At 63.4% G+C, this 26674-nt stretch carries 17 protein-coding genes; 14 read left to right on the top strand and 3 right to left on the bottom strand.

From position 1 onward, the window contains the following. The first annotated feature begins 11 nt into the window (after nucleotides 1–11). The 8 genes from V0R62_RS17350 to V0R62_RS17315 all read left to right on the top strand — a co-directional run bounded on the left by V0R62_RS17350 (nucleotide 12) and on the right by V0R62_RS17315 (nucleotide 11851). Nucleotides 12–1949: a type VI secretion system Vgr family protein gene (locus V0R62_RS17350; protein WP_330104607.1), complete on the top strand. Its 1938-nt coding sequence runs from the start codon at nucleotides 12–14 to the stop codon at nucleotides 1947–1949. Between the two features lie 12 nt (nucleotides 1950–1961). Further along, on the top strand, nucleotides 1962–2396 hold the full coding sequence (locus V0R62_RS17345) for a DcrB-related protein (protein WP_330104606.1): 435 nt from the start codon (nucleotides 1962–1964) through the stop codon (nucleotides 2394–2396). 8 nt (nucleotides 2397–2404) lie between these two features. After that, nucleotides 2405–6778 carry an RHS repeat-associated core domain-containing protein gene (locus V0R62_RS17340; protein ID WP_330104605.1) on the top strand — a complete coding sequence of 1458 codons (4374 nt, stop codon included), beginning with the start codon at nucleotides 2405–2407 and terminating at the stop codon, nucleotides 6776–6778. 2 nt (nucleotides 6779–6780) lie between these two features. Beyond that, nucleotides 6781–7446, top strand: coding sequence for a hypothetical protein (locus tag V0R62_RS17335; RefSeq protein WP_330104604.1), 666 nt, complete (start codon nucleotides 6781–6783; stop codon nucleotides 7444–7446). 19 nt (nucleotides 7447–7465) lie between these two features. Further along, nucleotides 7466–7663, top strand: coding sequence for a hypothetical protein (locus tag V0R62_RS17330; protein WP_330104603.1), 198 nt, complete (start codon nucleotides 7466–7468; stop codon nucleotides 7661–7663). Beyond that, entirely contained in the window at nucleotides 7663–8790 is a 1128-nt protein-coding gene (locus V0R62_RS17325) for an ankyrin repeat domain-containing protein (protein ID WP_330104602.1), read from the top strand. Before V0R62_RS17330 ends, V0R62_RS17325 begins: the two co-directional genes overlap by 1 nt. Before the next feature lie 471 nt (nucleotides 8791–9261). Continuing rightward, nucleotides 9262–10047, top strand: coding sequence for a hypothetical protein (locus V0R62_RS17320; protein ID WP_330104601.1), 786 nt, complete (start codon nucleotides 9262–9264; stop codon nucleotides 10045–10047). A gap of 136 nt (nucleotides 10048–10183) precedes the next feature. Beyond that, nucleotides 10184–11851 carry an FMN-binding glutamate synthase family protein gene (locus V0R62_RS17315; protein ID WP_330104600.1) on the top strand — a complete coding sequence of 556 codons (1668 nt, stop codon included), beginning with the start codon at nucleotides 10184–10186 and terminating at the stop codon, nucleotides 11849–11851. 30 nt (nucleotides 11852–11881) lie between these two features. On the opposite strand, the gene V0R62_RS17310 is transcribed toward V0R62_RS17315, so the two are convergent. After that, the gene (locus V0R62_RS17310; RefSeq protein WP_330104599.1) at nucleotides 11882–13189 is read right to left on the bottom strand and encodes an OprD family porin; all 1308 of its coding nucleotides are present in this window, start codon (nucleotides 13187–13189) and stop codon (nucleotides 11882–11884) included. A gap of 587 nt (nucleotides 13190–13776) precedes the next feature. Between V0R62_RS17310 and V0R62_RS17305 the strand changes: the two genes are divergently transcribed. Then, complete coding sequence (locus V0R62_RS17305) at nucleotides 13777–15867, top strand: TonB-dependent receptor (RefSeq protein ID WP_330104598.1); 2091 nt, start codon at nucleotides 13777–13779, stop codon at nucleotides 15865–15867. Nucleotides 15868–16470: 603 nt separating this feature from the next. On the opposite strand, the gene aguA is transcribed toward V0R62_RS17305, so the two are convergent. After that, the gene (gene aguA / locus V0R62_RS17295) at nucleotides 16471–17577 is read right to left on the bottom strand and encodes an agmatine deiminase (RefSeq protein WP_330104596.1); all 1107 of its coding nucleotides are present in this window, start codon (nucleotides 17575–17577) and stop codon (nucleotides 16471–16473) included. Between the two features lie 243 nt (nucleotides 17578–17820). Further along, complete coding sequence (locus V0R62_RS17290) at nucleotides 17821–20721, bottom strand: aminotransferase (RefSeq protein ID WP_330104595.1); 2901 nt, start codon at nucleotides 20719–20721, stop codon at nucleotides 17821–17823. Nucleotides 20722–20906: 185 nt separating this feature from the next. Between V0R62_RS17290 and rfbB the strand changes: the two genes are divergently transcribed. The 5 genes from rfbB (at nucleotide 20907) to V0R62_RS17265 (ending at nucleotide 26620) form a co-directional block, all read left to right on the top strand. Next, on the top strand, nucleotides 20907–21989 hold the full coding sequence (gene rfbB, locus V0R62_RS17285) for a dTDP-glucose 4,6-dehydratase (protein ID WP_330104594.1): 1083 nt from the start codon (nucleotides 20907–20909) through the stop codon (nucleotides 21987–21989). After that, nucleotides 21986–22858 carry a glucose-1-phosphate thymidylyltransferase RfbA gene (rfbA, locus tag V0R62_RS17280; RefSeq protein ID WP_330104593.1) on the top strand — a complete coding sequence of 291 codons (873 nt, stop codon included), beginning with the start codon at nucleotides 21986–21988 and terminating at the stop codon, nucleotides 22856–22858. Before rfbB ends, rfbA begins: the two co-directional genes overlap by 4 nt. Nucleotides 22859–22950: 92 nt before the next feature. Then, the gene (locus V0R62_RS17275) at nucleotides 22951–24765 is read left to right on the top strand and encodes a sensor histidine kinase (RefSeq protein WP_330104592.1); all 1815 of its coding nucleotides are present in this window, start codon (nucleotides 22951–22953) and stop codon (nucleotides 24763–24765) included. Then, on the top strand, nucleotides 24762–26168 hold the full coding sequence (locus V0R62_RS17270; RefSeq protein ID WP_330104591.1) for a sigma-54-dependent transcriptional regulator: 1407 nt from the start codon (nucleotides 24762–24764) through the stop codon (nucleotides 26166–26168). The genes V0R62_RS17275 and V0R62_RS17270 overlap by 4 nt, the downstream gene beginning before the upstream one ends. Continuing rightward, nucleotides 26165–26620 carry a thioesterase domain-containing protein gene (locus tag V0R62_RS17265; protein WP_330104590.1) on the top strand — a complete coding sequence of 152 codons (456 nt, stop codon included), beginning with the start codon at nucleotides 26165–26167 and terminating at the stop codon, nucleotides 26618–26620. The genes V0R62_RS17270 and V0R62_RS17265 overlap by 4 nt, the downstream gene beginning before the upstream one ends. The last annotated feature ends 54 nt before the right edge of the window (nucleotides 26621–26674 follow it).

The raw sequence follows: 26674 nt of genomic DNA, 5'->3' as shown, positions 1-26674 counted from the left end.
CAGGACCGACCATGCTGTTCAAGCAGTTCACGCGCCTGGCGCAGATCAACAGCCCCCTGGGGCCGGACAAGCTGATCCTTGCCGAGATGGGCGGCAGCGAGGAGCTCGGCCGCCTGTTCGACTACGAGCTGCAGCTGACCAGCGACGACCCGGCCATCGACCTCAACCAGCTGCTGGGCAAGCCCATGAGCCTGAGCGTGCAGCAGAGCGTCGGCAGCTCGCGGCACTTCCACGGCATCGTCGCCCGTTGCAGCCAGTCGGTGGACCAGGGCCAGTTCGCCGCCTACCGGGTCACCCTGCGCCCGTGGCTGTGGCTGCTGACGCGCACCAGCGACTGCCGGATCTTCCAGCACCTGAGCGCGCCGCAGATCATCAAGCAGGTGTTCCGCGACCTGGGTTTCTCGGATTTCGAGGACCTGCTCAGCCGCAACTACCGCGAGCGCGAGTACTGCGTGCAGTACCGCGAGACCAGCTTCGACTTCGTCAGCCGCCTGATGGAAGAAGAAGGCATCTACTACTTTTTCCGCCACGAGCAGGAACGCCACGTGCTGGTACTGGCCGACGCCTACGGCGCGCACCAGAAGGCCCCGGGCTACGAGACCGTGCCCTACTACCCGCCGGACGGCCAGCACCGCGAGCGCGACCATATCAACGACTGGCACCTGGCCCAGGAAGTCCAGTCGGGCTCCCTGGAGCTCAACGACTATGACTTCCAGCGCCCCAGCGCGCGCATCGACGTGCGCTCGGCCATGCCGCGCCCGCACCAGGCCGGCGACTACCCGCTGTACGACTACCCCGGTGCCTACGAGCAGACCCAGGACGGCGAGCACTACGCCCGCACCCGCCTGGAGTCGCTGCAGAGCCTGCACGAGCGGGTCGAGCTGCGCGGCAATGCCCGGGGCCTGGGCAGCGGCCACCTGTTCAGCCTGAGCAACTTCAGCCGCCAGGACCAGAACCGCGAGTACCTGATCGTCGCCGCCCGCTACTACGTGCACCAGGAGCGCCTGGAAAGTGGTGGCGGCAGCGGCGCGGCGCAGTTCGAGAGCAACCTCAGCTGCATCGACGCGCAGCAGAGCTACCGCCCGGTGGGCAGCACCCTGCGGCCGATCGTCAAGGGGCCGCAGACCGCCGTGGTGGTCGGCCCGTCCGGCGAGGAGATCTGGACCGACCAGTATGGCCGGGTCAAGGTGCACTTCCACTGGGACCGCCACGACCAGTCCAACGAGAACAGCTCGTGCTGGATCCGCGTATCGCAAGCCACGGCGGGCAAGAACTGGGGCTCGATCCAGGTGCCGCGGATCGGCCAGGAGGTCATCGTCAGCTTCCTCGAAGGCGACCCCGACCGACCGATCATCACCGGGCGGGTGTACAACGCCGAACAGACGGTGCCCTACGACCTGCCCGGCGGCGCCACGCAAAGCGGCATGAAGAGCCGTTCGAGCAAGGGCGGCAGCCCGGCCAACTTCAATGAAATCCGCATGGAGGACAAGAAGGGCGCCGAACAGCTGTACGTGCACGCCGAGCGCAACATGGACACCGTGGTCGAGCAGAGCGAGACGCTGTCGGTGGGCATCAACCGCAGCCAGACCGTCGGCATGCTCGAGACCATCACCATCGGCCAGGACCGCATCCGCGCCGTGCGCCGCGACGACATGCTGCTGGTCGGCGCCAGCAAGACCGACAGCGTCAGCACCAGCTACCTGATCGAAGTCGGCGAGAACCTGCGCCTGGTCTGCGGCAAGAGCGTGATCGAGCTCAACGCCAGCGGGCAGATCAACATCAGCTGCGAGCAGTTCAGCTTCCACGCCAATGCCGACGCCGAGATCAACACCGGCGGCACCCTGGACCTGAACGTGGGCAGCGGCGCGCAGACCGACCCGCAGAGCCAGGGCGTGAAATCGACCATCGACGGCGCGGTGAAGGCCCTTTTCCCCGCCGCCGGCAAGTAACGAGACCGAACCATGAGCTACCGCCTCAACGAATTCCGCTTCGCCCTGCCCGACGCGCAGGTACGCGACACCAGTATCAACATCCTGCGCTTCGAGGCGCTGGGCACCTCGCTGATCGTCAGCCGCAGCCTGCTCGAAGAGGGCGAGACCTTGCAGAGCAACTTCGACGGCCAGCTGCAGCGCCTGCAGCAGCAGGTCAAGGACCTGCAGTTCCAGCCGGCCCGCGCCACCCAGGTAGGCGCGGCCCAGCCGATCGAGGCGATCGAGCTGAGCAGCCAGTTCAGCAAGGGCCAGGAGAAAGTCTACCAGTACCAGCTGGCGCTGGTGCTGCCGGGCACGCGCAAGATGTTCGCCCTGAGCTATGTCAAGCCGACCCCGCTGGGCGAGGCCGAGGCGACGCACTGGGCGACGCTCAAGCAGTCCCTCGCCTTCGACAACCTGGGCTGACGTAGCGGATGTCCGACGCACTCTGGGCCGCCCGCGAGGGCGACGCGCTGCTGCACACCTCGGTGATGGCCGACATCATCGGCGGCGTGCTGGAAGTGGCCGCCAACGTCGCCATCGGCGCCCTGGCCACCGCCGCGGTGGCCGCGGCACTGGGCATTACCGTGGTCACCGGCGGCCTGGGCTGCTTCGTGCTGGGCGCGGTGGTGGGCCTGGTGGTCGGCGTGGTCATGGCCAAGACCGGCGCGGACACCGGGCTCAGTCGATTATGCGAGGGCATCGGCAACGCCCTGTTCCCGCCGACCGTGCAGGCCACCATCGTCAGTGGCTCGCCCAACACCAAGACCAACGGCATGCGCGCCGCGCGCGCGGCTGGCGTGGTGACCGCCCCCTCGGCCCCGGCCAGTGGCGGGGGCGGTGACGCGCAGGCCGAGGAGCAGGAAGAAACCTTCCTCGACATGGCCAAGGGCTTCTTCTCGCAGATGTGGCGGCCGACCGTCGCCAGCCCCGCGCCCAACACCCAGGAAGCCCCCGACGACAAGGTGCTGTGCACCAAGCACCCGCCGATGCCGCCGCAGTACTTGGCCGAGGGCTCGAGCAAGGTGCTGATCAACGGCCACCCGGCCTGTCGCAGCGGCGATCGCAGCACCTGCGAGGCGGTGATCGTCGATGGCGGACTGGTGTCGAACAACGTGCGCATCGGCGGCGGGCCGATCGTGGTGCGCGAGATCCGCAGCGGCAAGACACCGGGGATCGGCCTGGCGATTACGGCGTTGATGATGTTGCGCGGGCGGGGGGGGAAGTTTTATAGCAAGTTTGGGTGCATGTTGATTGGGGGTGTAAGCAATGTCGTCACAGGCCAGGTGACCGGCGCACTGACCCGTGCAATCGCCGGCTCGCCCAACCCTGTGCATGCGCCGACCGGAGCAAAGATACTGTGCTCTGAAGACGATCTCGACTTCAGCGTGCAGGCCATGCTGCCAATGGACTGGCAGCGTTACTACAACAGTCACGATGAACGTATCGACGGACTGTTCGGCGCAGGCTGGAGCGTGCCTTACGAAGTCCATGTACGCATCGAGTCTACTGCCGGTCAGGGTGAGCGGCTGCTGCTGACCGACGAGCAAGCACGAGTCGTGGACATGGGATCGATCACGCCCGGCGAGGCGGTCTTCAGCGTTGGCGAAGGCCTGAGCGTGCGCCGCGCACTCAACGGTGAACTACTGACCGAAAGCCGTGAGGGGCAGTACCGTCTGTTCCAACCTACGCCCGGTCAGCCTGACATTCTGCGCCTGAGCCAGCTCGGTGACCGCAACGACAACCGCATTTACCTAGACTACGACGAGCAAGGCAGGCTCCTGCAACTGCGCGATAACTTCGACCTGGTGCGTATCCGGTTGCACTACAGCCATGAATGGCCACAACGTGTCAGCCTGCTGGAGCGTGAAGACGCCGATGGTGGCCTCCAAAAACTGGCTAGCTACGGTTACGACAGCCAGGGGGACCTTGCCCAGGTGTTTGATGGGGATGGCCGGCTAGTCCGCAGTTTTGCTTATGACCCGGCTCGCCGCATGGTCGAGCATCGAACTCGCAGCGGCTTGCGCTGCTTCTATGAATGGGCACGTCATGCCGATGGCTGGCGAGTGTCCCGTCACTGGACCGATGCGGGAGACAATTACGATTTCTCCTACGATGTAGCCGCAGGCATCACTCAGGTGACCGACAGCCTGGGACGCACCAGCGTGCGACAGTGGAACAGTCAGTACCAGATCATCGCCTTCACCGATGCCCTCGACCAGACCTGGCGTTTCGAATGGAACGATGAGCGACAGTTGCTGGCGGCCAGCGACCCCATGGGAGCAGAGTGGCAATACTTCTACGACGAGTCCGGCAACCTTGCCGAAACCATCGACCCTCTCGGGCAAAAAGAGTCCACCGTCTGGCTTGAGCACTGGTCACTGCCCCGCAGCCATACCGACCGGGCCGGCAACCACTGGACCTTCGCCTACGACCCACGCGGCAACTGCATTCGAGAAACCGATCCGCTTGGTCAGCAAACCCGTTATCTCCACGATACTCATGGCAACCCGGTCGAGATCACCGATGGCGCGGGTCGGTCACGCAAACTTCGCTGGAACGACCTAGGCTTGCTGGTCGGACAGACTGACTGTTCGGGATACACCACGCGCTTCAGCTACGACACCTCCGGCCATCTCCATACCCTGGTAGATGCACTGGGCGAACGCACCGAATATCAACACGATGCCTTGGGGCGCCTGGTCGGCATGGTGCTGCCCGACGGCCGTCGAGAAGAATGCCTGCTTGATTCCAATGGCTTGCTGACTCGCCATATCGACAGTGCAGGTCATGTGACTCAATACCACCGAAACAGCCGGGGCCAGTTGGAGCGGCACATTGACCCCCTCGGGCGTGAGGTGACCTACCACTATGATCGGCATGGGCGCCTACTCACGCTGCGTAATGAGAATGGCGAGACTAGCGGTTACGTATGGGATGAAGGCGACCGGCTCGTCCTTGAGCAAAATGTGGACGGCAGCGCCAGGAAATACCAGTACGACGGCCAGGATAACCTCACCCACGTGACGTTCATCCCCACGCCCGGCAGCAACGACACGCCGATCGTCCACCACATGACCTATGACCTCGGTGGGCGACTGGTGGCCCGGTGTACCGATTCGGGGCGTACTGACTATCGCCATGATCCCCTGGACCAGCTGCTGACGATTCGCTTCACCGACGATCAGGGCTTTAGCGAGCAACTGGACTTCACCTATGATGCCCTTGGCCAGCTCCGCGAAGAGCGCGGTCCGAACGGCACGCTGCAGCACCTTTACGATCCACTAGGAAATGTCGAGCGCACTCGTCTGGCCGATGGGCGCTGGATCAACCGTCTCTACTACGGCAGTGGCCATCTGCACCAGCTCAACCTCGATGGCCGGGTGGTCTGCGACTTCCAGCGCGACCGCCTGCATCGTGAGACCCTGCGTACCCAAGGACGGCTGAGCACTCGCAACCTTTATGACCGTAGCGGGCGCCTCAGGGCGAGACTTCGTCATACCAGCGCCTTGCCCGAAAACCTGCCGGCCGAAGCGCAGCAACGCTTTGAAATGGACGAAGCGGACAACCTGAGCGCCCGCCAGGTACAACGTCCAGGATCGCAATACCTGCAGACACTGCAACACGACCGGACTGGCCGCATTCTCGCCCGGCAGGACAGCCCAACGGGCCAACACGAAATGTTCGCCTATGATGCCGCCGCCAACGTGCTTGACCCATCACAAGCTGGCGCAGGTCTGGTTCGACACAACCGGCTGATCACATATGAGGACAAGCGCTATCGCTATGATGGATTTGGTCGTCTGGTGGAAAAACGCAGCCGCAGACGGGGCACGCAGTTGTTCGAGTACAACGCCGATCACCGATTGGTCCGTATCCGCAACCTGCAACCCGGACGCGAGCAAATCGTCGAGATGCGTTACGACCCACTTGGACGCCGCACCGAGAAGCGGGTCTCAACAACTGATGGCCATGTCCTGTGCAGCACACGTTTCAGCTGGGACGGGCTGCGATTGCTGACGGAGCAGCGAAATGGCCTGCACACACTGTACCTATACGGGGACGATGAACATGATCCCCTGGCCCGGGTGGACGGCCAGGGGGCGAGCCAACAACTGCGCTATTACCACAATGATCTCATCGGCATGCCCGATGAGCTGACCGATGATCAAGGGCAATCGCTTTGGGTCGCGCGCCACCTGACTTGGGGAGGGACCTGGCAGGAACAACGGGTGGATAGTCTGCTGGAGGAGCAGAACCTCAGATATCAGGGACAATACCTAGATCGCGAAACAGGCTTGCACTACAACCTGTTCCGTTTCTACGATCCCGATGTGGGTCGTTTCACCCAACCTGACCCCATCGGCATGGCAGGTGGGTTCAATCTTTACCAATATGCGCCAACCCCCTTCACCTGGCTCGACCCCTGGGGGTTGCTCAAGGAAGGTGAAACCGCCGGCTATGGCGCCAAGGCGCATCGCGGCGACGGGCTCGAAGCCCATGAGCTGATGCGCAACAAGTACCTCCAGGACATCGGCCTGGCGCCGAAGAGGCGGCGCATGCGAGGCAACCCCTCCATCGCTCTGAGCCCGAAGAACCACGACGCGGTACACCTGGAGGAAAACCGTCTGCGCAGGCAGCTTGGCCTCAAGCCCAACCAGATGCTTAAGAGTGGCAGGGCAGAAATCCGACTTATGTCGCAAGCCATCTACAACTCGCTGGTGGTCAAAGGCAAAATCACGCAGCAACAGCTAAGAACAGCGCGGCGCTCCGCAATCAAGTTCGCCAAAAGCAAAGGGTGCTATTGACCATGAACTCGCAGAAAATCGTGCTTTGCGCGCAAGACCACGGGCTGGGCCAGATCGGTGGCGGTGCCCACCTCAAAGATATCTCGCTGTGGCCCAGGAGCCCGGACACAGGTGAGCCGATGACCCCGCTGGTGACATTGACCGAACGGTTCCTACCCGTCACTTTCATTCCACCCGGCATGGCGATCACGGTGTTCATTACTGCGCGCCAACATGACGGCGCCTTCAGCCGATCCACCCAACGCCACTACACCGTCAACCAGCAGAGTGAGCTCGACGAGAAGCGCGCCAATGGCTTTACCCGGGTCATCCTGCACGAGTTGGCCGACCAGTCGATCGCACCGCCGGACACAGCCCTCCTGCTGGACCGTGCCTACATCCAGCTCGAACCCTTCACCGATGAGGAAGAAGAACAGGAACTGGAGGACGAGGACAGCGGCATCGACCTGAGCAAGCCCGTCGGTAGGCCTTGCTGGCTGCAGGACCCGATCTACGAACCCCAACGCTTCTTGTTTCTGATGCAACTGCTCGACAATGATGTGGCCACAGCCAGCCCGCAACACGCGGGATTGTTCTCGGACGGTATTGGTTACCTTTATGTCGACAGGCAGGCAAGGCGCGGCAAGCAGGGTGATGAGGCAGGCTTCTTCTTCATCCAGTTCACCTGACTTGAAGATTGGGGCGTTGGTGCCGCTCGCCGACCTCTTCATGGCCAATGTATACAGTGGCTATTTCGTCAGCGAACGGGTAAAGAACTGGTTCGAGCGGCACTGCCTTGAAGCACTTCAACTCGCCCTGATCCCCCAGGTAAGTGATATTTCCGTGGAGCTCAATGGGGCCTTACTTAACCTGAACCAGACCTTGGGACGGGGAACCGCTATCTGATGACCGACTGGCAACAACTCTACGAAAAGCATGAGACCAAGCTCGACCGCCTCTACGACGATGTAGAAGAAGGCAAGCTGGAGCGGCTACGTGCGTTCGCGCAGAAATACCCCGAACTGCTGGTGCTGCCCCGCTATGGCGAGGCCGACGAGGAGGGGCTGCTGCACATGGCCGCTCGAGCCGGACAGGCGGCGAGCTGCGGCCTGCTCCTGGAGCTGGGCCTGGCGCCGAACCAGCCGTATGTAGACGAGGGTCATGCCAGTGCTCTCGAACTGGCAGCCAGCGAAGGGCACCTTGAAACCTGCGTTTGCCTGCTCGATGCCGGTGCCTGGGTCGACGGCCTGCCACTCAGCGTCTGCCCACCGCTATACGCAGCGGCCCAATCGGGCCACAACGAGGTCGTTGCACTGCTGCTGACACGAGGCGCACAGGTCAATCGCCTGCACCGACGCGCCAATGACAGCGCACTGGACGCTGCGCGCGAGTGGGGGCATCAGCGCACGGTCGATCTGCTGCTCGAACACGGCGCACGCAGCATCAACGATGTCGAAGGCGCCGGACAGGCCATTGTCACCTTTGTGCACAATACCGCTGGGTGGGTCCTGCCCACCGCGTTCTGCCCTCCCAGTGAAGACCCTCGCAGCAAGCTGCATGTCAGCCTGATCGATAGCAAGACCGACTACAAGCTGCTGTTCACCACCGGCCTGTACCAGGTTGCCCCGATGACCGAGTTGTTCCTCTGCCTGCCAGGTGACTGGGCACTGCCCCAGGCCGGATTGCCGGTGCCAGACGCCTGGTGTTTTCCAGTAGAAATGCTGGCACGCCTCGCCGCCAGAACCTTCGAGCACGGCCCTGTGGCCGAGGGCATGCTGTTCCAGCGTGACGATCCACAGTTTGCCGACCTGCACTGGCCTTGCGCGGTGGATGCGCTGTTGGCGATGGACAAGCCCTGGAACAAGCATGGTGATGGCGAGCGGATTCCCGAACGTGAGAAGGTCACCCTGCTGACCCTGGCACCGGTGAAGTTCACCGGCAAGGGTGCTCCGACCGCCAAGGCCCTGGCCGCGCTCATCGAGCGTAAACGCAAGGCGAGCTGGAAGGTCCTGGCGCTGGAGACGCCGACTTGAAGCAGCACTGCTCGCCCACGCTGGCAGCAGGAGCCAGCAGTGGGCACGTAACGTCGCGTGTCTGGAAGTGACCTGATGGAAACCATCGCATTCAATGTCGACATCCACTGGCGAGACAAAGCCGAGGGCGGGAAAGCCCGACTGCCTCTCGACCAGACCTACTATGTCACTACCAGCCCACTGAGCGGACCGGTCGGGACACCGGTTACCTGGAGCCTGGTACTTCAGGTCACTGACAACCGCACAGTTAAAGGACATCGAGTAGGCGCAGGCAGTGTCCGGTCCCTTGTACCAAATGCGCCCAAAGATCTACTCCACTCCGGCAGAAGGCTCGAGGTCTTTGAGGGGCGACGCCCTGTTGGATGGCTGGAGATACAAGCGCGCCATGAACAAGGCCATCGCACTGACAGTAATGGCTCTCCAGCAAGCGCCATCGACAAAGACCAAGGCGAGTAGCTGCGGAGGATGAACATGTATGAGAACACTGCCGAACTACGCAAGGCCCTGAAGGCCCAGAACCCTCTGGAATCACCCAGCGAGAGATTACTTGCAACAGGCCTGGCGACCGGGCGCTGTCATCAAGGACACGACCAGGTGCTTGACTGGCTGTTCACCGAGCGAGCCAAGGCACGTAAGAGCGAGATCGTTGGCAACTTTCTTGTGGGTGTCGAACGTAATGAAGCGAGTCTGCGCGCGGCACTGTCAGCCTTCGCATGCGCCACACACCTGCCCAAACATCCCTTTACGGTGCACGATCAACTGACCTGCCAGGTTTGCAGCGCGTTCGAGCAGATCGATGTCAACTTCATGCAACTGAACCGGGTTCGTTTTTTCGTCGGTGCCGTATTAGGTGGCGATATCCTGCACATCGCGTTCATGCTGCAAGAACACAACGCTGCGCCGAAGCTACGACCGGAAAACTTCGACTTGATGGTCTCTATCATCGATCTTATCCGTAATGTTCCGGCCCCAACGAAACCCAAGGAACTGCTCAAGCTGCTGCGCAAACTGCCCGGTATCAAGATGAGCGAAGAAGAAGGCCGGGGCTTCCTCGACCTGCTTGGACACTGCGGGATACTGCAGACGCCGGAACATCCAGGCCTGCTGTACCGCTACACCAACCTCGGCCTGGCGCCACGCAGCGCGCGCTCGTCGGACTGGAGCTATCCGATGGACTTCTGGCGCGGTGAGCATGGCCTCAACCAGGACGCCCTGCACTATTGGTTCAGTGACTATCCTGAGTTGCTCAAGACGTAGCCGATATCGGTCATCTCCTTAGGCAATACACCGAATTCAACCCGCGTGTAGGTAAGAGTGTTTTACCGAAACCCCAGGTTTTCCCCTCGCAGCCTTTGCCTATCCTAGGCCGGGTCATCCCGCCTGCGATGGACTTATGAAAGACTCGCTCCCCAGCCGCTATGCCTGCCTGTTCCTGTGCCTGGTCTTCACGATCGCCAGCGTTCCGTTCCTGCTTACGCACACCTGGCTCTGGCCCTTCACCGTCATCAGCGCCCTGCTCAGCCTGGTCGGCCTCAACGACCTGCGCCAACGCCACCACGCCGTGCGCCGCAACTATCCGATCCTGGGCAACATCCGCTACCTGATCGAGACCATCCGCCCGGAGATCCGCCAGTACCTGATCGAGGGCGACGACGACAAGCTGCCGTTCTCCCGCGCCCAGCGTTCACTGGTCTACGCCCGGGCCAAGAACGAAAGCGCCGAGAAAGCCTTCGGCACCCTCAACGACGCCTACAAGCCGGGCTTCGAGTTCATCAGCCATTCGATGCTGCCGGTGCCGATGCCCGACCCGGCATCGTTCCGCATCCGCATCGGCGGCCCGCAGTGCCGCCAGCCGTACTCGGCGTCGATCTTCAATATCTCGGCCATGAGCTTCGGCGCCCTCAGCGCCAACGCCATCGCCGCGCTGAACAAGGGCGCGCGCCTGGGCCGCTTCGCCCATGACACCGGCGAAGGCAGCACCAGCCCCTACCACCGCGAACACGGCGGCGACCTGATCTGGGAAATCGGCAGCGGTTATTTCGGCTGCCGTACCGAGGACGGCCACTTCGACCCCGAACGCTTCGCCGAGCAGGCCCGTTCGGCCCAGGTGAAGATGATCGAGATCAAGCTCAGCCAGGGCGCCAAGCCGGGCCATGGCGGAATTTTGCCGGGGCACAAGGTCAGCGCCGAGATCGCCGCCACCCGGGGCGTGCGCGAAGGCGAGGACTGCATCTCGCCGGCCGCCCACAGTGCCTTCAGCACACCGCGGGAGCTGCTGCAGTTCGTCGCCCGTCTGCGCGAGCTATCCGGCGGCAAGCCGGTGGGTTTCAAGTTCTGCCTGGGCCATCCGTGGGAGTTCATGGGCATCGCCAAGGCCATGCTGGCCACCGGCATCACCCCGGACTTCATCGTCGTCGATGGCAAGGAAGGTGGCACTGGCGCGGCGCCCCGGGAATTCTCCGACAACATGGGCGTGCCGCTGCGCGAGGGCCTGATGTTCGTGCACAACACCCTGGTGGGGCTGAACCTGCGCGAGCGCATCCGCATCGGCGCGGCGGGCAAGCTGGTCAGCGCCTTCGACATCGCCAGCGTGCTGGCCATCGGCGCGGACTGGGTGAACTCGGCGCGGGGCTTCATGTTCGCCATCGGCTGCATCCAGTCGCAGAGCTGCCACACCAACAAGTGCCCCACCGGGGTGGCGACCCAGGACCCGCTGCGCCAGCGCGCGCTGGTGGTGCCGGAGAAGGCCGAGCGGGTCGCCAGCTTCCACCGCAACACCCTGCACGCCCTGGCCGAGATGCTTGCCGCCGCCGGCCTGGACCATCCCTCTGAACTCAAGCCCAAGCACCTGGCGCGGCGTATCAGCGCCAGCGAGATCAGCCTGTTTTCCCAGCTGCACACCTTCCTCAAGCCGGGCGAGTTGCTCAGCGGCACGATCAACAGCGAGTTCTATGCGCGGATGTGGCGGATGGCACGCAGTGACAGCTTCGCGCCGGAGACGGGGGAGATCGAGGTGGCGGTGCCAGCCGGCGCGCGCCGAAAAGAAACAGCCCCGGCATAGGCCGGGGCTGCGGGTGACGCAAGATCAGGATCAGAAGATGCTGATCGGGTACTCGACGAATACGCGGACTTCGTTGCCGTCGTCGTTGTATTCGCTCTGGCGGACCGCCGTGTTGGTGCGCAGGAACGAACCACGCAGCTTGACCGACAGGTCCTTGGCCGGGCCTTCCTGGACGACGTAGCGCAGTTGGTTGAAGATCTCGCGCTCTTTACCTTCGCCGAAGCCGTGGGTGTTGATATTGTCACCGCGCACGTAGGCGATCTTGTAGGTCAGGCCAGGCACGCCGAACGCGCCGAAGTCCAGGCCGTAGCCGATCTGCCAGGAGCGCTCGTCCTCGGCGTTGAAGTCGGACCAGTAGGAGTTGGCCAGGTAGATGGTCGAACCACCGTCACCGAAGCCGCCGTTACGCTGGTAGCCACCGTAGTTGTAGCCGGTGTCGCCGGTGCTGCGCTGGTGGGCGATGGTTACCGAGTGTGGGCCGAAGGCGTAGGTCGCCGCCAGGCTCCAGATAGTGTTGTCGCGGTCGCCTTCCGGCATCTCCCACTTGTTGATGAACTTCTTGTCCAGTTTGGACTTGTAGCCGTTGAAGTCCAGGGTCAGGGACTGGTCAGCCGCGATCGGGAAGACGTAGTTCATGCCCAGGTAGTGCTTCTTCATCACGTCTTCGTTGTCTGCGGTGTACAGCGACGCGGTGAAGTTGTCGGTGAACTTGTAGCTGCCACCCAGGACGCTGATCGACTTGAGGCGACCGCTGTCATGGCCTTGGGCGCTCTTCTGAACTTCGCTGGTGAAGCGACCGGCATTCAGCTCCAGGCCCTTGATCTCCTTGGAGGTGATCATGGTGCCACTGAAGCTCTCTGGCAGCAGGCGCGAATCATCGTACTGCAGCACAGGCAGGGCCGGCATCTGGTCGCCGTATTTGAGCACGGTGTTGGATACACGGAACTTGATCGCGGCACCGGCACGCGCCAGGTCGTCCGCTGCGTCGCTACGCTTGCGCTCGTTGACGGTGTTCTCACGCTTGAAGAAATCGATACCGCCACCGCCGTTACGGCCTTTGCCGCCATCCAGGCGCAAGGCGTACAGGCCGAAGGCGTCGACACCGACACCGACGGTGCCCTGGGTGAAGCCGGAGGAGAAGTTGGCGATCACGCCCTGGCCCCACTGGGACTGGTCGTTGACGTGATGCTTCTTGTCGCGGTTGATGAAAGCGTTGCGCAGCAGGACGTTGGCGTGGCTGTCCTCGATGAAGCCCTTGCTTTCGGCCTGCTCATTGGCCTGTGCCTGGGTCGCGGCGATCATCGCCAGGGCGACCAGGCTGATCCTGGTTTTCAACATGTTATTTTCCTTATTTCGTATTCAAAAACGCTCTGCATTAGAACGCCAGGAACCAACGCCCCTTCGTAGGTTCGACGCTATGCGGATCCAAGCCGAAAGGCCCGCCAATGGTCTGCAACGGGCCTTGCAGCCGCATGGCCAGATCATGGCCAGCAGGCGTAGAGCCCGAATCCTAGCCCTGCCTGCTTATACATGTCAAAAAAACGTGAAATGCAGGTTGATATAACCAAAAACTAGGTCAGCGCTGGTGCATTTCCATGCATATCTGCCTTGGGTCAGCGCAAATTTGTCTCTTTTGTGGAAAGCGGGCGAAATCCATAAAAACGTCATACGGCCATGCTCCTGCTGGCATCCCGAAACCCTGTCGGAAATTGCCCTGAGCGGCGTGGGAGTGGTGGTGCGCCGCTCCCACACGCCATCCCCAAGCGCATCCTCATGAATATCAAGACAATTCAGAATCAATCCAAATGAATAGCAACATTTTGAAACATATGTAAAGACAACCCTTTACAAATGTCGATGCAACAGTAAATAGCAAGCATTACCATTCGCGCCCAATTTCTCACTCCCTTCCTTGGACGCCTTCGATGCCTGCCCCCTGCCGCCTTTCCCCCCTGACCCTGGGCCTGTCGCTGCTGTTCAGCGCCGGCCTGGCCAGTGCCGCCACCACGACCCTGCCGGAAACCTCGGTGACCGCCGACAGCACCCGTGAAGAGGACAACCCGCGGGTCAAGGACGTGACCACCGCGACCCGTACCTCGACCCCGGCGCGCTATGTGCCGCAGGCCATCGACTCGGTGAAGACCCGCAACGTGCTGGACTACGGCAGCAGCAACCTGGGCAAGGCGCTGGAAGGCATCCCCAACGTCAGCAGCGGCGCCGACACCCGCTTCGACAGCCTGCGCATCCGCGGCTTCGACGCCAGCAACGACTTCTACCTGGACGGCGTCCGCGACGACAGCCAGTACACCCGCGACCTGCACAACATCGAGCGGGTCGAGGTGCTCAAGGGCCCGGCGGCGGTGCTCTATGGCCGTGGCAGCCAGGGCGGCATCGTCAACCGGGTGAGCAAGGCGCCGGAGCACGGCCGCCGCTCGACCGTCGAAGCCCAGGGCGGCAGCCAGGACCTGCGCAGCCTGTACGCCGACCTCAGCGCCGACCCCAGCGACACCCTCAGCCTGCGCCTGAACCTGGGCAACGAGGACAAGAACAGCTTCCGCGACGGCATCGACGGCAACCACCGCCAACTGTTCGCCCCGTCCATGAGCTGGCAGATCACCCCCGAGCTGAACTGGCTGGTGCAGTACGAGTACAGCCGCTACGACCGTACCCCCGATCGCGGCATCCCCGGCAACCCGCTCACCGGGCGCCCGGCCGACGTCAGCCGCAAGACCACCTACGGCGACACCCAGCGCGACTACATCAACGACCGCGCCGAGTCGCTGCGCTCGCGCCTGAACTACGAGCTGAACGACCAGTGGCAACTGCGCCATACCTTCAGCCTGTTCACGCTGGAGAGCGACTTCGACAATACCTACCTGACCGCCTACCGCCCTGCTGCGGGGCTGGTGGACCGCCAGCGCTGGCAGCAGGACCTGAGCACCCGCAACCTGTACAACACCGTCGAACTGGAAGGCCACGTCGAGACCTTCGGTCTCGAGCACACCCTGCTGGTGGGTCTGGAAGTGGGCGAGCAACGCCGCCATTCACGCCTCGACCAGGGTGTCGGCGTGACCCCGGCACCGATTGGCGGGTCCACCGCGCTCAATCAGCACAATGGCGCGATGAAGCTGTTCAGCAACAACGTAACCAACGTCGACAGCACCGGCCTGTACCTGCAGGACCAGATCCGTCTGAACGATGAGTGGCAAGTGCTGGCGGGCGTACGCTTCGATCGGTTCGAGGTGGACACCACCAGCAGAATGTCAGGCATTCAGGAAAATCAGGACAGCACGAGTACCAGCCCTCGTCTAGGCGTGGTCTACACACCGTGGAAGGATCATTCGTTCTATGCCTCCTGGAGCAAGTCGTTCGCACCGGTTGGCGGCGGGCTGATCGGTCTTTCGCCGGGCACCAAAGGCAACGCCAACCAGACCGATCCAGAGCTGACCCGGCAAAAAGAGATTGGCGTAAAAAGCGAGTGGTTCGACGAGCGCCTGAGCACCACGCTCGCGGTCTACGAAATTGAACTGTACAACCGCCGCCAGGAGGACCCTCTCAACAAGGGTACTTACCTGTTGACTGGGCTGCAGCGCTCGCGCGGCATCGAACTGACCGCGACCGGCAACGTGGTCGGCAACTGGTACGTGCGGGGCGGCCTGGGCTTGCAGGACGCCACCATCGTCAAGGACGACAACGGCAACGAGGGCAAACGTGTCAACGATGTCGCCAAGCGCAACGCCAGCCTGTTCGTTACCTGGAAGCCGGAGCTGGGCTGGTACGCCGAAACCGGCCTGACCCTGGTCGGTGATCGCTACGCCGACAACCAGAACACCGTGATCCTGCCGGGCTATGGCCGCTGGGACGCGCTGGCGGGCTACCGCACCCATGACTGGGATGTACGCGCGGCGCTGAGCAACATCACCGACAAGACCTACTACAGCTCGGCCACCAGCGCCGCGCAGATCCAGGTGGGCGATCCGCGCAGCCTGGTGGTGACCGGGACGTATAGCTTCTAAGTTACACGGCCTTTGTAGGAGCGGCCTTGTGCCGCGAAAGGGCTGCGAAGCGGCCCCAGGATCTCAGCGTTCATGCAAAGATTGCTGGGGCCGCTACGCGGCCCTTTCGCGGCACAAGGCCGCTCCTACACAGGGGGTGCGTACCTCAGCTGCATGTCCCCCAAACGAAAACGCCACCGCGGATGCGGTGGCGTTTTTTTCTGCGACGGGTTCCTTCCCGGTCAATGCCAGACAGCCAGCAGAGCTTCGAGCTCTTCTTCGCTGATCAGGCCTTGAGGGTATCGCCCATTCAGCAGGCGGCGTGGATCGGTCGTCCTGACCCGATTGTCTCCATGACGTTTCAACCACTGAGCCAGGATTCTGAGCGATTGGTGACAGGCTGCCGTTGCGGGCAAAGCCGACTCACTTGCTGCGTTCATTTCCTCACGTACTCCCTGGGCCGAGTGAGCGGCTAAGTTACTTCAGACGCGTTACAGAATGGCGTAGGCCCATTCGTCTGAAGTACGAGGAAAAATCAATACAATTGCTGTGCCATGCCACCCGACCGAGTATCGCGAACATAAAAAAACCCGTCATACGACGGGTTTTTCATTCATTGGCCGATCAACGTTCTACCGGTGCCGGCTGCTGCTGGGTCAGGCAGTGGATGTTGCCACCGCCAAGCAGCAGCTCACGCCCCGGGATCATCACCACTTCGTGGTCCGGGAAAACCTTGGCCAGGATTGCTCTGGCCTGGGCATCGGCCGGGTCGTCGAAGCTCGGGGCGATGATGCCGCCGTTGACGATCAGGAAGTTCACGTAGGAACCGGCCAGACGCACCGACGGGTCACGCTCCTGGCTGCCCACCACATGATCGACGCCGTCGCATTCTGCCTGGGTGGCATACAGCGGCCCCGGGATCGGCATCTTGTGCACCACGAACTCGCGCCCCTTGGCGTCACGGGTGTTTTTCAGCACCTCGTAGGCGGCGTGGCAGCGCGCGTAGTTGGGGTCATTGGAATCATCGGTCCAGGCCAGTAACACTTCGCCGGGGCTGACGTAACAGCAGAAGTTGTCGACGTGGCCATCGGTCTCGTCGTTGTACAGGCCGTCCGGCAGCCAGACGATGGTCTCGACCGCCAGGTGCTCGCGCAGGATCTCCTCGATCTGTTCGCGGTTCAGGTGCGGGTTGCGGTTGCGGTTGAGCAGGCACTCCTCGGTGGTGATCAGGGTGCCTTCGCCGTCGACGTGGATCGAACCGCCCTCGAGCACGAAGCCTTCGGTGTGGTAGCGCTGCACGCGCTCCATCTCCATGACCTTGGCGGCCAGCTCCTCGTCGCGGTTCCAAGGGGCGTACAGGCCACCGTCGAAGCCGCCCCAGGCGTTGAAGCCCCAGTCCACGCCACGCACTTCGCCGTGGTCGTTGATGACGAAGGTCGGCCCGGTATCACGCACCCAGGCGTCGTCGTTGCTGATCTCGACCACGCGGATGTTCGGCAGGTCGAGCTGGCGACGGGCGTTCGCGTACTGGCCGGCGGACACCGCCACGGTGACTGGCTCGAAGCGGGCGATGGCCTTGGCCAGGGTCACGTGCGCGGCCTGCGCCGGCTTGCCGCCCAGGCGCCAGTTGTCCGGGCGCTCTGGCCAGACCATCCACACCTGGGTTTGCGGGGCCCATTCGGCGGGCATGTGGAAACCGTCGGCGCGGGGAGTCGAGTTGAGCGTTTTCATCGATGACCTCTAATTGGCAACTGTCGGTGGTCCGGGGCCCGCTGCGCGCGCCTTTCGCGGCACAAGGCCGCTCCTACAGGTCGAACGCTATCCCTGTAGGAGCGGCCTTGCGTCGCGAAAGGACCGCAAAGCGGTCTCGTCTGCTTTATGACGAACACTTATATCCGATAAATATCGACTTTTAAAGCAAGCGACGAGACCGTTTCTGCATAAGGCATCATTGAAAATCGATAAGAATCGATTTTACAAGCCCTCACCCAAAATCCGCTCCACGCTGTCGACAAAGTAGTCCACGCTGGCCCGCGTGGTGCACATCGGCGGCTTGATCTTGAGGATGTTCAGGTAGTCGCCGGTAGGCTGCATGAAGATCCCCAGGTCGCGCAGGCGATCGCACAGGATCATGGTCTCCTCAGTCGCCGGCTCCAAGGTCTGGCGATCGCGCACCAATTCCAGCCCCAGGTAGAACCCGGAACCATGGGCGGCACCGGCTAGCGGATAGTTATCGACCAACGCCTGCAGGCGTGTCTTGAAGTGGCGGCCGACGTCACGGGCGTTGTCCCACAGCCCCTCGTCGCGCATCACATCCAGCACCGCCATGCCGATGCGGCAACTGACCGGGCTGCCCCCGGCCGAGGAGAAGAAATAGCCCTCGGCCTCCAGCGCCTCGGCGATCTCGCGCCGGGTGATCACCGCGCCCAGCGGCTGGCCGTTGCCCATGCCCTTGGCCATGGTGATGATATCCGGCACCACGCCCTGCTCCTCGAAGCCCCAGAAATACTCGCCCAGGCGCCCGTAGCCGACCTGCACCTCGTCGGCGATGCACACCCCGCCGCGCTGGCGCACCTTGGCATAGGCCTCGCGCAGGTAGCCCGGCGGCAACGAGATGCCCCCGGCGTTGCCGTACACCGGCTCGCAGATCATCCCGGCCAGCTGGCGGCCACGGGCGTCGAGGTCAGCCAGCTTGGCATCGACATCGCGCAGGTAGTCGGCGGCGCTGTCGGCGCCCCGGTAGCGCCCGCGGAAGGTGTTCGGCGCCTCCACCGGGTGCACCCAGTCCGGGCGGGTCTCCAGGGCCTGGGGGTTGTCGGCGATGGAGGTGGAGATCGCGTCGGTGGCCACCGACCAACCGTGATAAGCCTCCAGCACGCTGAGCAGGTCGCGCCCACCGCTGTAGGCCCAGGCCAGGCGGATCGCCAGGTCGTTGGCCTCGGTGCCGCTGTTGACCAGGAACACCCGGTCGAAGCCTTCCGGGGCCACGTCCAGCAGGCGTTCGGAGAACTCGGCAATGGCCGCGTAGTGGAAGCGCGAGTTGGTGTTGAGCAGCGACCACTGGCGCGCCGACTCGGCGACCATGCGCGGATGGCCATGGCCGAGCACCGCGACGTTGTTCAGCATGTCCAGGTACGAACGGCCCTGCATGTCGATCAGGTAGTTACGCCAGCCGCGCTCGATGTGCGGCGGCTGGGCGTAGTAATGCTTCTGCGAGCGGGCGAAACTGGCATCGCGACGGGCCAGCAGGGCCTGTGGGTCGGCCAGTGGTTCGGCATCGCAGTCAAAGCCCAGCAGGGAGCGCGGTGACGGGCACAAGGCCAGCCAGGCGGCGGCGTGGGACGGGGTGGCGAAGAACGGTGGGCGGGTATCGGCATCCAGGCACAGTTGCACACTGAGGAAGCCACAGGTCGCCCCCAGCGCCTGCCCCTTGAGCAGCGCCTGGCCATCGGCCGGCGCCTCTTCCAGGCCAGCGAGCCACAGCCTCCAATGCGTGGTCCGCAGGCAGCCGCGGCCCTCTCCGGTGCGCTGCCAGACACCGGCCTCGGGTGCTTGCAGGGCGCTGCCTGGCAACAGGTTCAGCTCAACGCCCAAGGCACAAGTGGCCGGTTCTTCAGGTCGGTCGATATGGGTTTGCGACAGGCGGTATTGACCATGGAGGCTGCACGCCGGCCCCGGCTGGGCGGCGAGTAGGCGTTGGTCGAAGCCCGGCTGCTCCCAGTTGCCTGCCTCGCAGAGGGGGCTGAGCACGCCCAAATCGACCCGGGCGACCGCCTGCCCGGCAAGACTCGGCAGCAACGCGGCGCAACCGCTCATGTCCGGCGTCACGGGCACCTGGCCCGCCGCCTGCAGGATCGCCGCCTCCATCAACGCCGCGGGTACCGCGCAGGCGGTATCGAAGATTTCCCATTCATGGGCGATGTTGTCGCGGGTGTACTGGTTGTCCGGATCGATCGCCAGTTGCTGCTCGCTGCTGAGCACCAGCACCGCGGCGCGGTTCAGCACCAGCGGCCACAAGGCGCGCAGCTCCGCCTCCTGCAACGGGTTCGCCGCGTGATAGGCGCTGACCGCCGGCAGGATGCGCAAGGGGTCGCCCTCGGCGTGGTGCAGCAGGGCCGCGCAGGTCACCGACAGGTCGGCGATGCGCCAGGTACGCAGCAGGTCGCCGAAGTCGATGACGCCCTGCACCTGCCATTGGCGCTGGTCGTCGCGGGCCCAGACCACGTTGTCGTCGGTGATGTCCAAGTGCACGGCCTGGACCGGTAACTGCTCGACCAGCGGTTGCAGGCGAGCGGCCGCCAAGCGGGCGACCTGCGCCACCTGCTCTCGGCGCTGGGCATCCTGCAGCACCGGCAACAGGTGCTCGATCAGCACCTGGGCATGCTGCGGATCCCACTGCAAGATACGCTCAAGGCCCGGATGGTCGAAGTCCGCCAGGGCCCGGTCGACGCTGGCACAGAGTGCACCGAGGTCGGCCACTATGCGAGGATTCATATGCTTGAGACGGGTCAACGGCTGCCCTTCGATGTAGTCAAGCAGGCGCACGCGCATGACCTGGCCACCTATGTCCAGCTCCAGCAGCTCTTGTCCATTGTTGGCCAGACGAATGGCGGGCACAGGGAGTCCTTGCTCGAGCAAGTGGTTCAACGCCCCATGCTGTGCCTCCAGTTCTGCTTGTGCATAACTACCGTGGCAGGCCTTGAGCACATAGCGTAAATGGCCGCAGTCAACCCGAAAGTTCAAGTCCTGTTGGCTGCCTAAAGCATGTACAGCCCCCTCCAGATCGTAATGCGCCCGCAACAAGTCGTGGGCCTGAGCATCGCCAAGTACAGGGGCTGGCAGGCTGGAACGCTGGATCAAGGTGGAAAGGGGCATCGCAGAAAACCTCGTTTTTCCTTTATATCGCCATCAGATGGGCAAATTGGCAAGATGGAAGCGTACAATCGCAGTTCATCGCGAGGGATACGTAATCAAGCGTTTTCAACTTGCCTACAGCCTTGTCAGCCGACAAGCTATGACCCCGAAGCTACCGTCACTATTGGAAGGAAAGGGAATCCGACATGCGCCTCCTCATTACCGGGGGAGCCGGTTTTATCGGCTCCGCACTGGTACGTCATCTCATAAGCAACACCGAGCATGAAGTCCTCAACCTCGACAAACTGACCTATGCGGGCAACCTGGAGTCTCTTTCCAGTATTGCTGGCAATGATCGCTATGAGTTCGTCCAGGCCGATATCACCGACCAGGCAACCGTCAGTGCCGTGCTCACACGTTTCAAGCCACACGCGGTCATGCACCTGGCGGCAGAATCGCACGTGGATCGCTCCATTGATGGCCCATCGGACTTCATCCAGACCAACATCGTAGGGACATACAGTCTGCTGGAAGCTGTCCGTGGCTACTGGGGCACGCTGAATGACGATGAGCGCAAGGCCTTCCGTTTTCACCATATTTCCACCGATGAGGTCTACGGCGACCTGCATGGCGTCGACGACCTGTTCACCGAAACCACCCCTTATGCCCCCAGTTCTCCATATTCGGCCAGTAAGGCGGCTTCGGACCACCTGGTACGCGCTTGGCACCGTACTTACGGACTTCCGGTGCTGTTGACCAACTGCTCGAATAACTACGGGCCGTTCCACTTCCCCGAAAAACTTATTCCGTTGGTCATCCTGAATGCCCTCGAAGGCAAGTCACTACCGGTCTACGGCAACGGCCAGCAGGTACGCGACTGGCTGTTCGTAGAGGACCACGCCCGTGCGCTGCTCAAAGTAGTTACCGAAGGTGAAGTAGGCGAGACCTACAACATTGGCGGCCATAACGAGCAGAAAAATATCGACGTGGTACGCGGTATCTGCACCTTGCTGGAAGAGATGGCCCCGCAACGCCCAAATGGCATCGACAGCTATGCCGAGCTCATTACCTTCGTCAAGGACCGTCCAGGCCACGACCAGCGATACGCCATCGATGCAAGCAAAATCGAGCGCACGCTGGGCTGGGTACCGGAGGAAACCTTCGAGTCCGGTCTGCGCAAGACTGTGAGGTGGTATCTGGACAATCTGGAATGGTGCCGCCATGTCCAGGATGGCAGCTACCAACGCGAACGTCTGGGCCATAGTGAACAAAAGGATCTGATCGCATGACCAAAGGCATTATTCTCGCAGGCGGCTCTGGCACGCGACTGCACCCCATAACGCTGGGTGTGTCGAAGCAACTGTTGCCGATCTACGACAAGCCCATGATCTACTACCCGCTTTCAGTCCTGATGCTTGCTGGTATCAAGGAAATCCTGATCATTTCCACCCCTCAGGACTTACCACAGTACAAGCAACTTCTGGGCGACGGTTCGCAATTCGGTCTCCAGCTCAACTATGCCGAACAACCAACACCTGATGGCCTGGCACAAGCCTTTGTCATAGGTGCGAAGTTCATCGGCCAGGACCCGGTCTGCCTGATTCTGGGCGACAACATCTTCCACGGCCAAGGCTTCACATCAAAGTTGAAAGAGGCCATCCAGCGCACCAGCGGAGCTACAGTATTTGGCTATAGAGTCAAAGATCCGGAGCGTTTCGGCGTGGTGGAATTTGATGATCAGTGGCGCGCACTGTCGATCGAGGAAAAGCCATCCAAACCACGCTCAGACTATGCAGTCACCGGCCTCTACTTCTATGACAACGATGTGGTGAACATCGCCAAGGACATCAGGCCTTCCCCACGGGGCGAGTATGAGATCACCGATGTCAACAACGCCTACCTGCAACGTGGCGATCTGCATGTCCAGTTACTTGGGCGCGGCTTTGCCTGGCTGGACACCGGTACCCATGACAGCTTGCTGCAGGCGTCCCATTACGTGCAAACCATTGAAAACCGCGAAGGCCTGAAAATTGCCTGCCTTGAAGAGATCGCCTATCAAAACGACTGGATAGACGAGGAGCACCTGCTCGAACGCGCACGTATGTTTGGCAAGACAGGTTATGGCACATACTTGGCCGGCTTGGTCAAAGGACGCTGATACCTGGGCGCGGCATCTTGAATGAAGGGCCGCGCCGTTCCACTGCCAACTGTCGCATAATTGCGCCAGATCCTACTGGCGCCCCTATCGCGATGATCCCAAGACCCACGCCCCCCCGCCGCCCCCGCTGGCGCAGCCTGGCCCTGCTGGCGCTATGCCTGGCCCCGCTGCTGTGGCCGCTGCACCACCTGGCCGAGCGCTACTACCAGGACGAGCTGGCTTCGCAGAACCGCCAGACCCTCGACCTCTACGTCGCCAACCTGCTGGGCACCCTGCACCGCTATGAAACCCTGCCGCAGATCCTCGGCGACCTGCCGGCGCTGCGTGGCGTGCTGGCCGACCCGTTGCGCCTCGAGGCGGTGACCAACGCCAACCGCCTGCTCAAGCACATCGCCCAGCAGACCGGCGCCGAGGTGATGTACCTGATGGATGTCAGCGGCAACACCCTGGCTGCCTCCAACTGGGACAAACAGGACAGTTTCGTCGGCCGCAACTTCTCGTTCCGCCCCTACTTCATCGAAGCGATGGAGGGCCGCCTGGGGCGCTTCTTCGGCCAGGGCACCACCTCGGCCAAGCGCGGCTACTTCTTCGCCGCCGCCGTGCACGACCGTGACAAGGTGATCGGCGTGCTGGTGGTCAAGGTCGATCTCGACCACACCGAGACCCTCTGGGGCCGCACCCCGGAACAACTGCTGCTGACCGACCAGAACGGCGTGGTGGTGCTCACCTCGCGTCCGGACTGGCGGTTCCGCGCCACCCGCGAGCTGACCGCGGCCGAGCGCCAGGCCATCGTCGCCATCCAGCCCTACCCGACCCAGGCGCCGCAACCGCTGACCCTCGACCAGGCCGCCTGGCTGATCCAGACCCGCGACATCAAGGAAACCGGCTGGCAGGTGAGCATCCTCGCCCCGCGCCTGCTGGTCGACCGTTCAGTGCAGACGGTCATGGCCATCGGCGGCGGCGCGCTGCTGGTGACCATGCTCCTGGCCGGCCTGGTGATGCAGCGCCGTCGCCACTACATCGACCGCATCGACTTCGAGGCCCGTGCCCGCCAGGAGCTGGAAAAGCGTGTGGTCGAGCGCACCGCCGACCTCGAAGGCCTCAACACCCGGCTCAAGAGCGCGGTGCTCGAGCGCGAAAGCGCCCAGCAGGAGCTGGTGCGCGCCCAGGACGAGCTGGTCCAGGCCGGCAAGCTGTCGGTGCTCGGCACCATGTCGGCGAGCATCAGCCACGAGCTGAACCAGCCGCTGGCGGCCATCCGCAGCTACGCCGAGAACGCCGAGATCCTCCTCGATCATCAGCGCACCGAGGACGTACGCGGCAACCTCAAGCTGATCGGCGAGTTGACCGGGCGCATGGCTTCGATCATCGCCCACCTGCGTGCCTTCGCCCGCCGCGACCAGCACGCCCCGGAAAGCGTGGCCCTGCAACCGGCCCTGGACGACGCCCTCGCGCTGCTGGCCAAGCGCCGCCGGGCCATGGCCGTGGAGTTGGTGCGCGACCTGCCGGAAGCCACCCTGTGGGTGCAAGCAGGCGAAACACGCCTGCGCCAGGTGTTGGGCAACCTGCTGGCCAACGCCCTCGATGCCCTCACCGAGAAAGCCAACCCGCGCCGGCTGTGGCTGAGTGCCGAACGCCAGGATGACTGCGTCTACCTGTATATCCGCGACAATGGCCCCGGTTTCAGCCGCCAGGCCCTGGAGCACGCCAAGGAGCCGTTCTTCACCACCAAGACACGGACCCAGGGCCTGGGACTTGGGCTGGCCATCTGCGAAAGCCTGATGCATGCGCTGGGCGGCGAGCTGCTGCTGGGCAACCACCCGGAAGGCGGTGCCCTGCTGACGCTGAAACTGCGCGTGGCCAAGCCCGGCGCCAACCTGCAATCTTCGGAGGACACCTCGGCATGACCGAGACACTGATCGACAGCCGCGCCCAGGTGCTCCTGGTCGACGACGACCCGCACCTGCGCCAGGCCCTGAGCCAGACCCTGGACCTGGCCGGGCTCAAGGTGGTGGCCCTGGCCGACGCCCAGGGCCTGGCCGGGCGCATCGAGGAAGACTGGCCGGGGGTGGTGGTCAGCGACATCCGCATGCCCGGCATCGATGGCCTGCAACTGCTGGAACAACTGCACGCCCGCGACAGCGAGCTGCCGGTGCTGCTGATCACCGGCCACGGCGATGTGCCCCTGGCGGTGCAGGCCATGCGCGCCGGGGCCTACGACTTCCTCGAAAAGCCTTTCGCCAGCGATGCTCTGCTCGACAGCGTGCGCCGCGCCCTGGCCCTGCGCCGCCTGGTGCTGGACAACCGCAGCCTGCGCCTGGCCCTGAGCGACCGCCAGCAGCTGGCCACGCGTCTGGTCGGCCAGTCGCCGGGCATGCTGCGCCTGCGCGAGCAGATCGGCGCCCTCGCCGGGACCCGCGCCGACGTGCTGATCCTCGGCGAGACCGGCGCCGGCAAGGAGGTGGTGGCCCGCGCCCTGCACGACCTGTCGAGCCGCCGCGACGGCCCGTTCGTGGCGATCAACGCCGGCGCCCTGGCCGAGTCGGTGGTCGAAAGCGAGCTGTTCGGCCATGAGCCCGGGGCTTTCACCGGGGCGCAGAAACGCCGGATCGGCAAGTTCGAGTTCGCCAACGGCGGCACGCTGTTCCTCGACGAGATCGAGAGCATGAGCCTGGACGTGCAGGTCAAGCTGCTGCGCCTGCTGCAGGAACGGGTGGTCGAACGCCTGGGCGGCAACCAGCTGATCCCGCTGGATATCCGCATCATCGCCGCGACCAAGGAAGACCTGCGTCAGGCCGCCGACCAGGGCCGCTTTCGCGCCGACCTGTATTACCGCCTGAATGTCGCGCCGCTGCGCATCCCCGCGTTGCGCGAGCGCGGCGACGACATCCTCGTGCTGTTCCAGCACTTCGCCGATGCCGCCAGCGAGCGCCACGGCCTGCCGCCCCACAGCCTGCAACCGGCGCAGCGCGCCGTGCTCCTGCGCCACGACTGGCCGGGCAACGTGCGCGAGCTGCAAAACGCCGCCGAACGCTTCGCCCTGGGCCTGGAGCTGGCCCTCGATGGCCAGGTGCCCGCGGCGCCCCATGACGTCCAGGTGCCCGTGCCGACCGGCAACCTCAGCGAGCAGGTCGAGCAGTTCGAACGCTCGCTGATTGCCGCCGAACTGGGCCAACCGCACAACTCCATGCGCAGCCTCGCCGAAGCCCTCGGCATCCCGCGCAAGACCCTGCACGACAAACTGCGCAAGCACGGCCTGAGCTTCGACGGTGGTGGAGGGCACGACGACCAGGAGGACAACCGTCCATGAGCACCGACAGCCAGTACCTGCAATCGGTCTTGCACAGTGATATTCCGCTGACCCGCGAGATGGGGATGGAAGTCATCGATTGGCAGCGGCACTGCTTGCGCCTGAAACTGCCGCTGGCGCCCAACGTCAACCACAAGAGCACCATGTTCGGCGGCAGCCTGTACTGCGGCGCGGTGCTGGTGGGCTGGGGCTGGCTACACCTGCGCCTGCGCGAGCAGGGGATCGATGACGGGCATATCGTCATCCAGGAAGGGCAGATCAGCTATCCGCTGCCGGTCACCGGTACGGCGGTGGCACAGTGCCCGGCGCCGGACGAGAAGACTTGGGAGCGGTTCCTGACCATGTACCAGCGTCGCGGGCGGGCGCGGCTGACGCTGGAGACGGTGGTGAGCAACGAGGGCAGCGACCAGCCTGCGGTGAGGTTCAGCGGGCAGTACGTGTTGCATCGCTGAAAGCTGGGGGCGCTTCGCGCCCCTTTCCGGCCGGTCCGACGCCTCGGCAAGGCC

Source organism: Pseudomonas carassii (genome assembly GCF_036324045.1).
Lineage (GTDB): Bacteria > Pseudomonadota > Gammaproteobacteria > Pseudomonadales > Pseudomonadaceae > Aquipseudomonas > Aquipseudomonas peradeniyensis.
This window is presented reverse-complemented; position numbering and strand designations above follow the sequence as displayed.

Bases quoted from the DNA above. Each gene is read 5' to 3' on its own strand.
- V0R62_RS17325 (WP_330104602.1), top strand. From the start codon at position 7,663: ATGACCGACTGGCAACAACTCTACGAAAAGCATGAGACCAAGCTCGAC.
- V0R62_RS17315 (WP_330104600.1), top strand. From the start codon at position 10,184: ATGAAAGACTCGCTCCCCAGCCGCTATGCCTGCCTGTTCCTGTGCCTG.
- V0R62_RS17265 (WP_330104590.1), top strand. From the start codon at position 26,165: ATGAGCACCGACAGCCAGTACCTGCAATCGGTCTTGCACAGTGATATT.
- V0R62_RS17270 (WP_330104591.1), top strand. From the start codon at position 24,762: ATGACCGAGACACTGATCGACAGCCGCGCCCAGGTGCTCCTGGTCGAC.
- V0R62_RS17305 (WP_330104598.1), top strand. From the start codon at position 13,777: ATGCCTGCCCCCTGCCGCCTTTCCCCCCTGACCCTGGGCCTGTCGCTG.
- rfbB (WP_330104594.1), top strand. From the start codon at position 20,907: ATGCGCCTCCTCATTACCGGGGGAGCCGGTTTTATCGGCTCCGCACTG.
- V0R62_RS17320 (WP_330104601.1), top strand. From the start codon at position 9,262: ATGTATGAGAACACTGCCGAACTACGCAAGGCCCTGAAGGCCCAGAAC.
- V0R62_RS17335 (WP_330104604.1), top strand. From the start codon at position 6,781: ATGAACTCGCAGAAAATCGTGCTTTGCGCGCAAGACCACGGGCTGGGC.
- aguA (WP_330104596.1), bottom strand. From the start codon at position 17,577: ATGAAAACGCTCAACTCGACTCCCCGCGCCGACGGTTTCCACATGCCC.
- V0R62_RS17290 (WP_330104595.1), bottom strand. From the start codon at position 20,721: ATGCCCCTTTCCACCTTGATCCAGCGTTCCAGCCTGCCAGCCCCTGTA.
- rfbA (WP_330104593.1), top strand. From the start codon at position 21,986: ATGACCAAAGGCATTATTCTCGCAGGCGGCTCTGGCACGCGACTGCAC.
- V0R62_RS17350 (WP_330104607.1), top strand. From the start codon at position 12: ATGCTGTTCAAGCAGTTCACGCGCCTGGCGCAGATCAACAGCCCCCTG.
- V0R62_RS17340 (WP_330104605.1), top strand. From the start codon at position 2,405: ATGTCCGACGCACTCTGGGCCGCCCGCGAGGGCGACGCGCTGCTGCAC.
- V0R62_RS17275 (WP_330104592.1), top strand. From the start codon at position 22,951: ATGATCCCAAGACCCACGCCCCCCCGCCGCCCCCGCTGGCGCAGCCTG.
- V0R62_RS17345 (WP_330104606.1), top strand. From the start codon at position 1,962: ATGAGCTACCGCCTCAACGAATTCCGCTTCGCCCTGCCCGACGCGCAG.
- V0R62_RS17310 (WP_330104599.1), bottom strand. From the start codon at position 13,189: ATGTTGAAAACCAGGATCAGCCTGGTCGCCCTGGCGATGATCGCCGCG.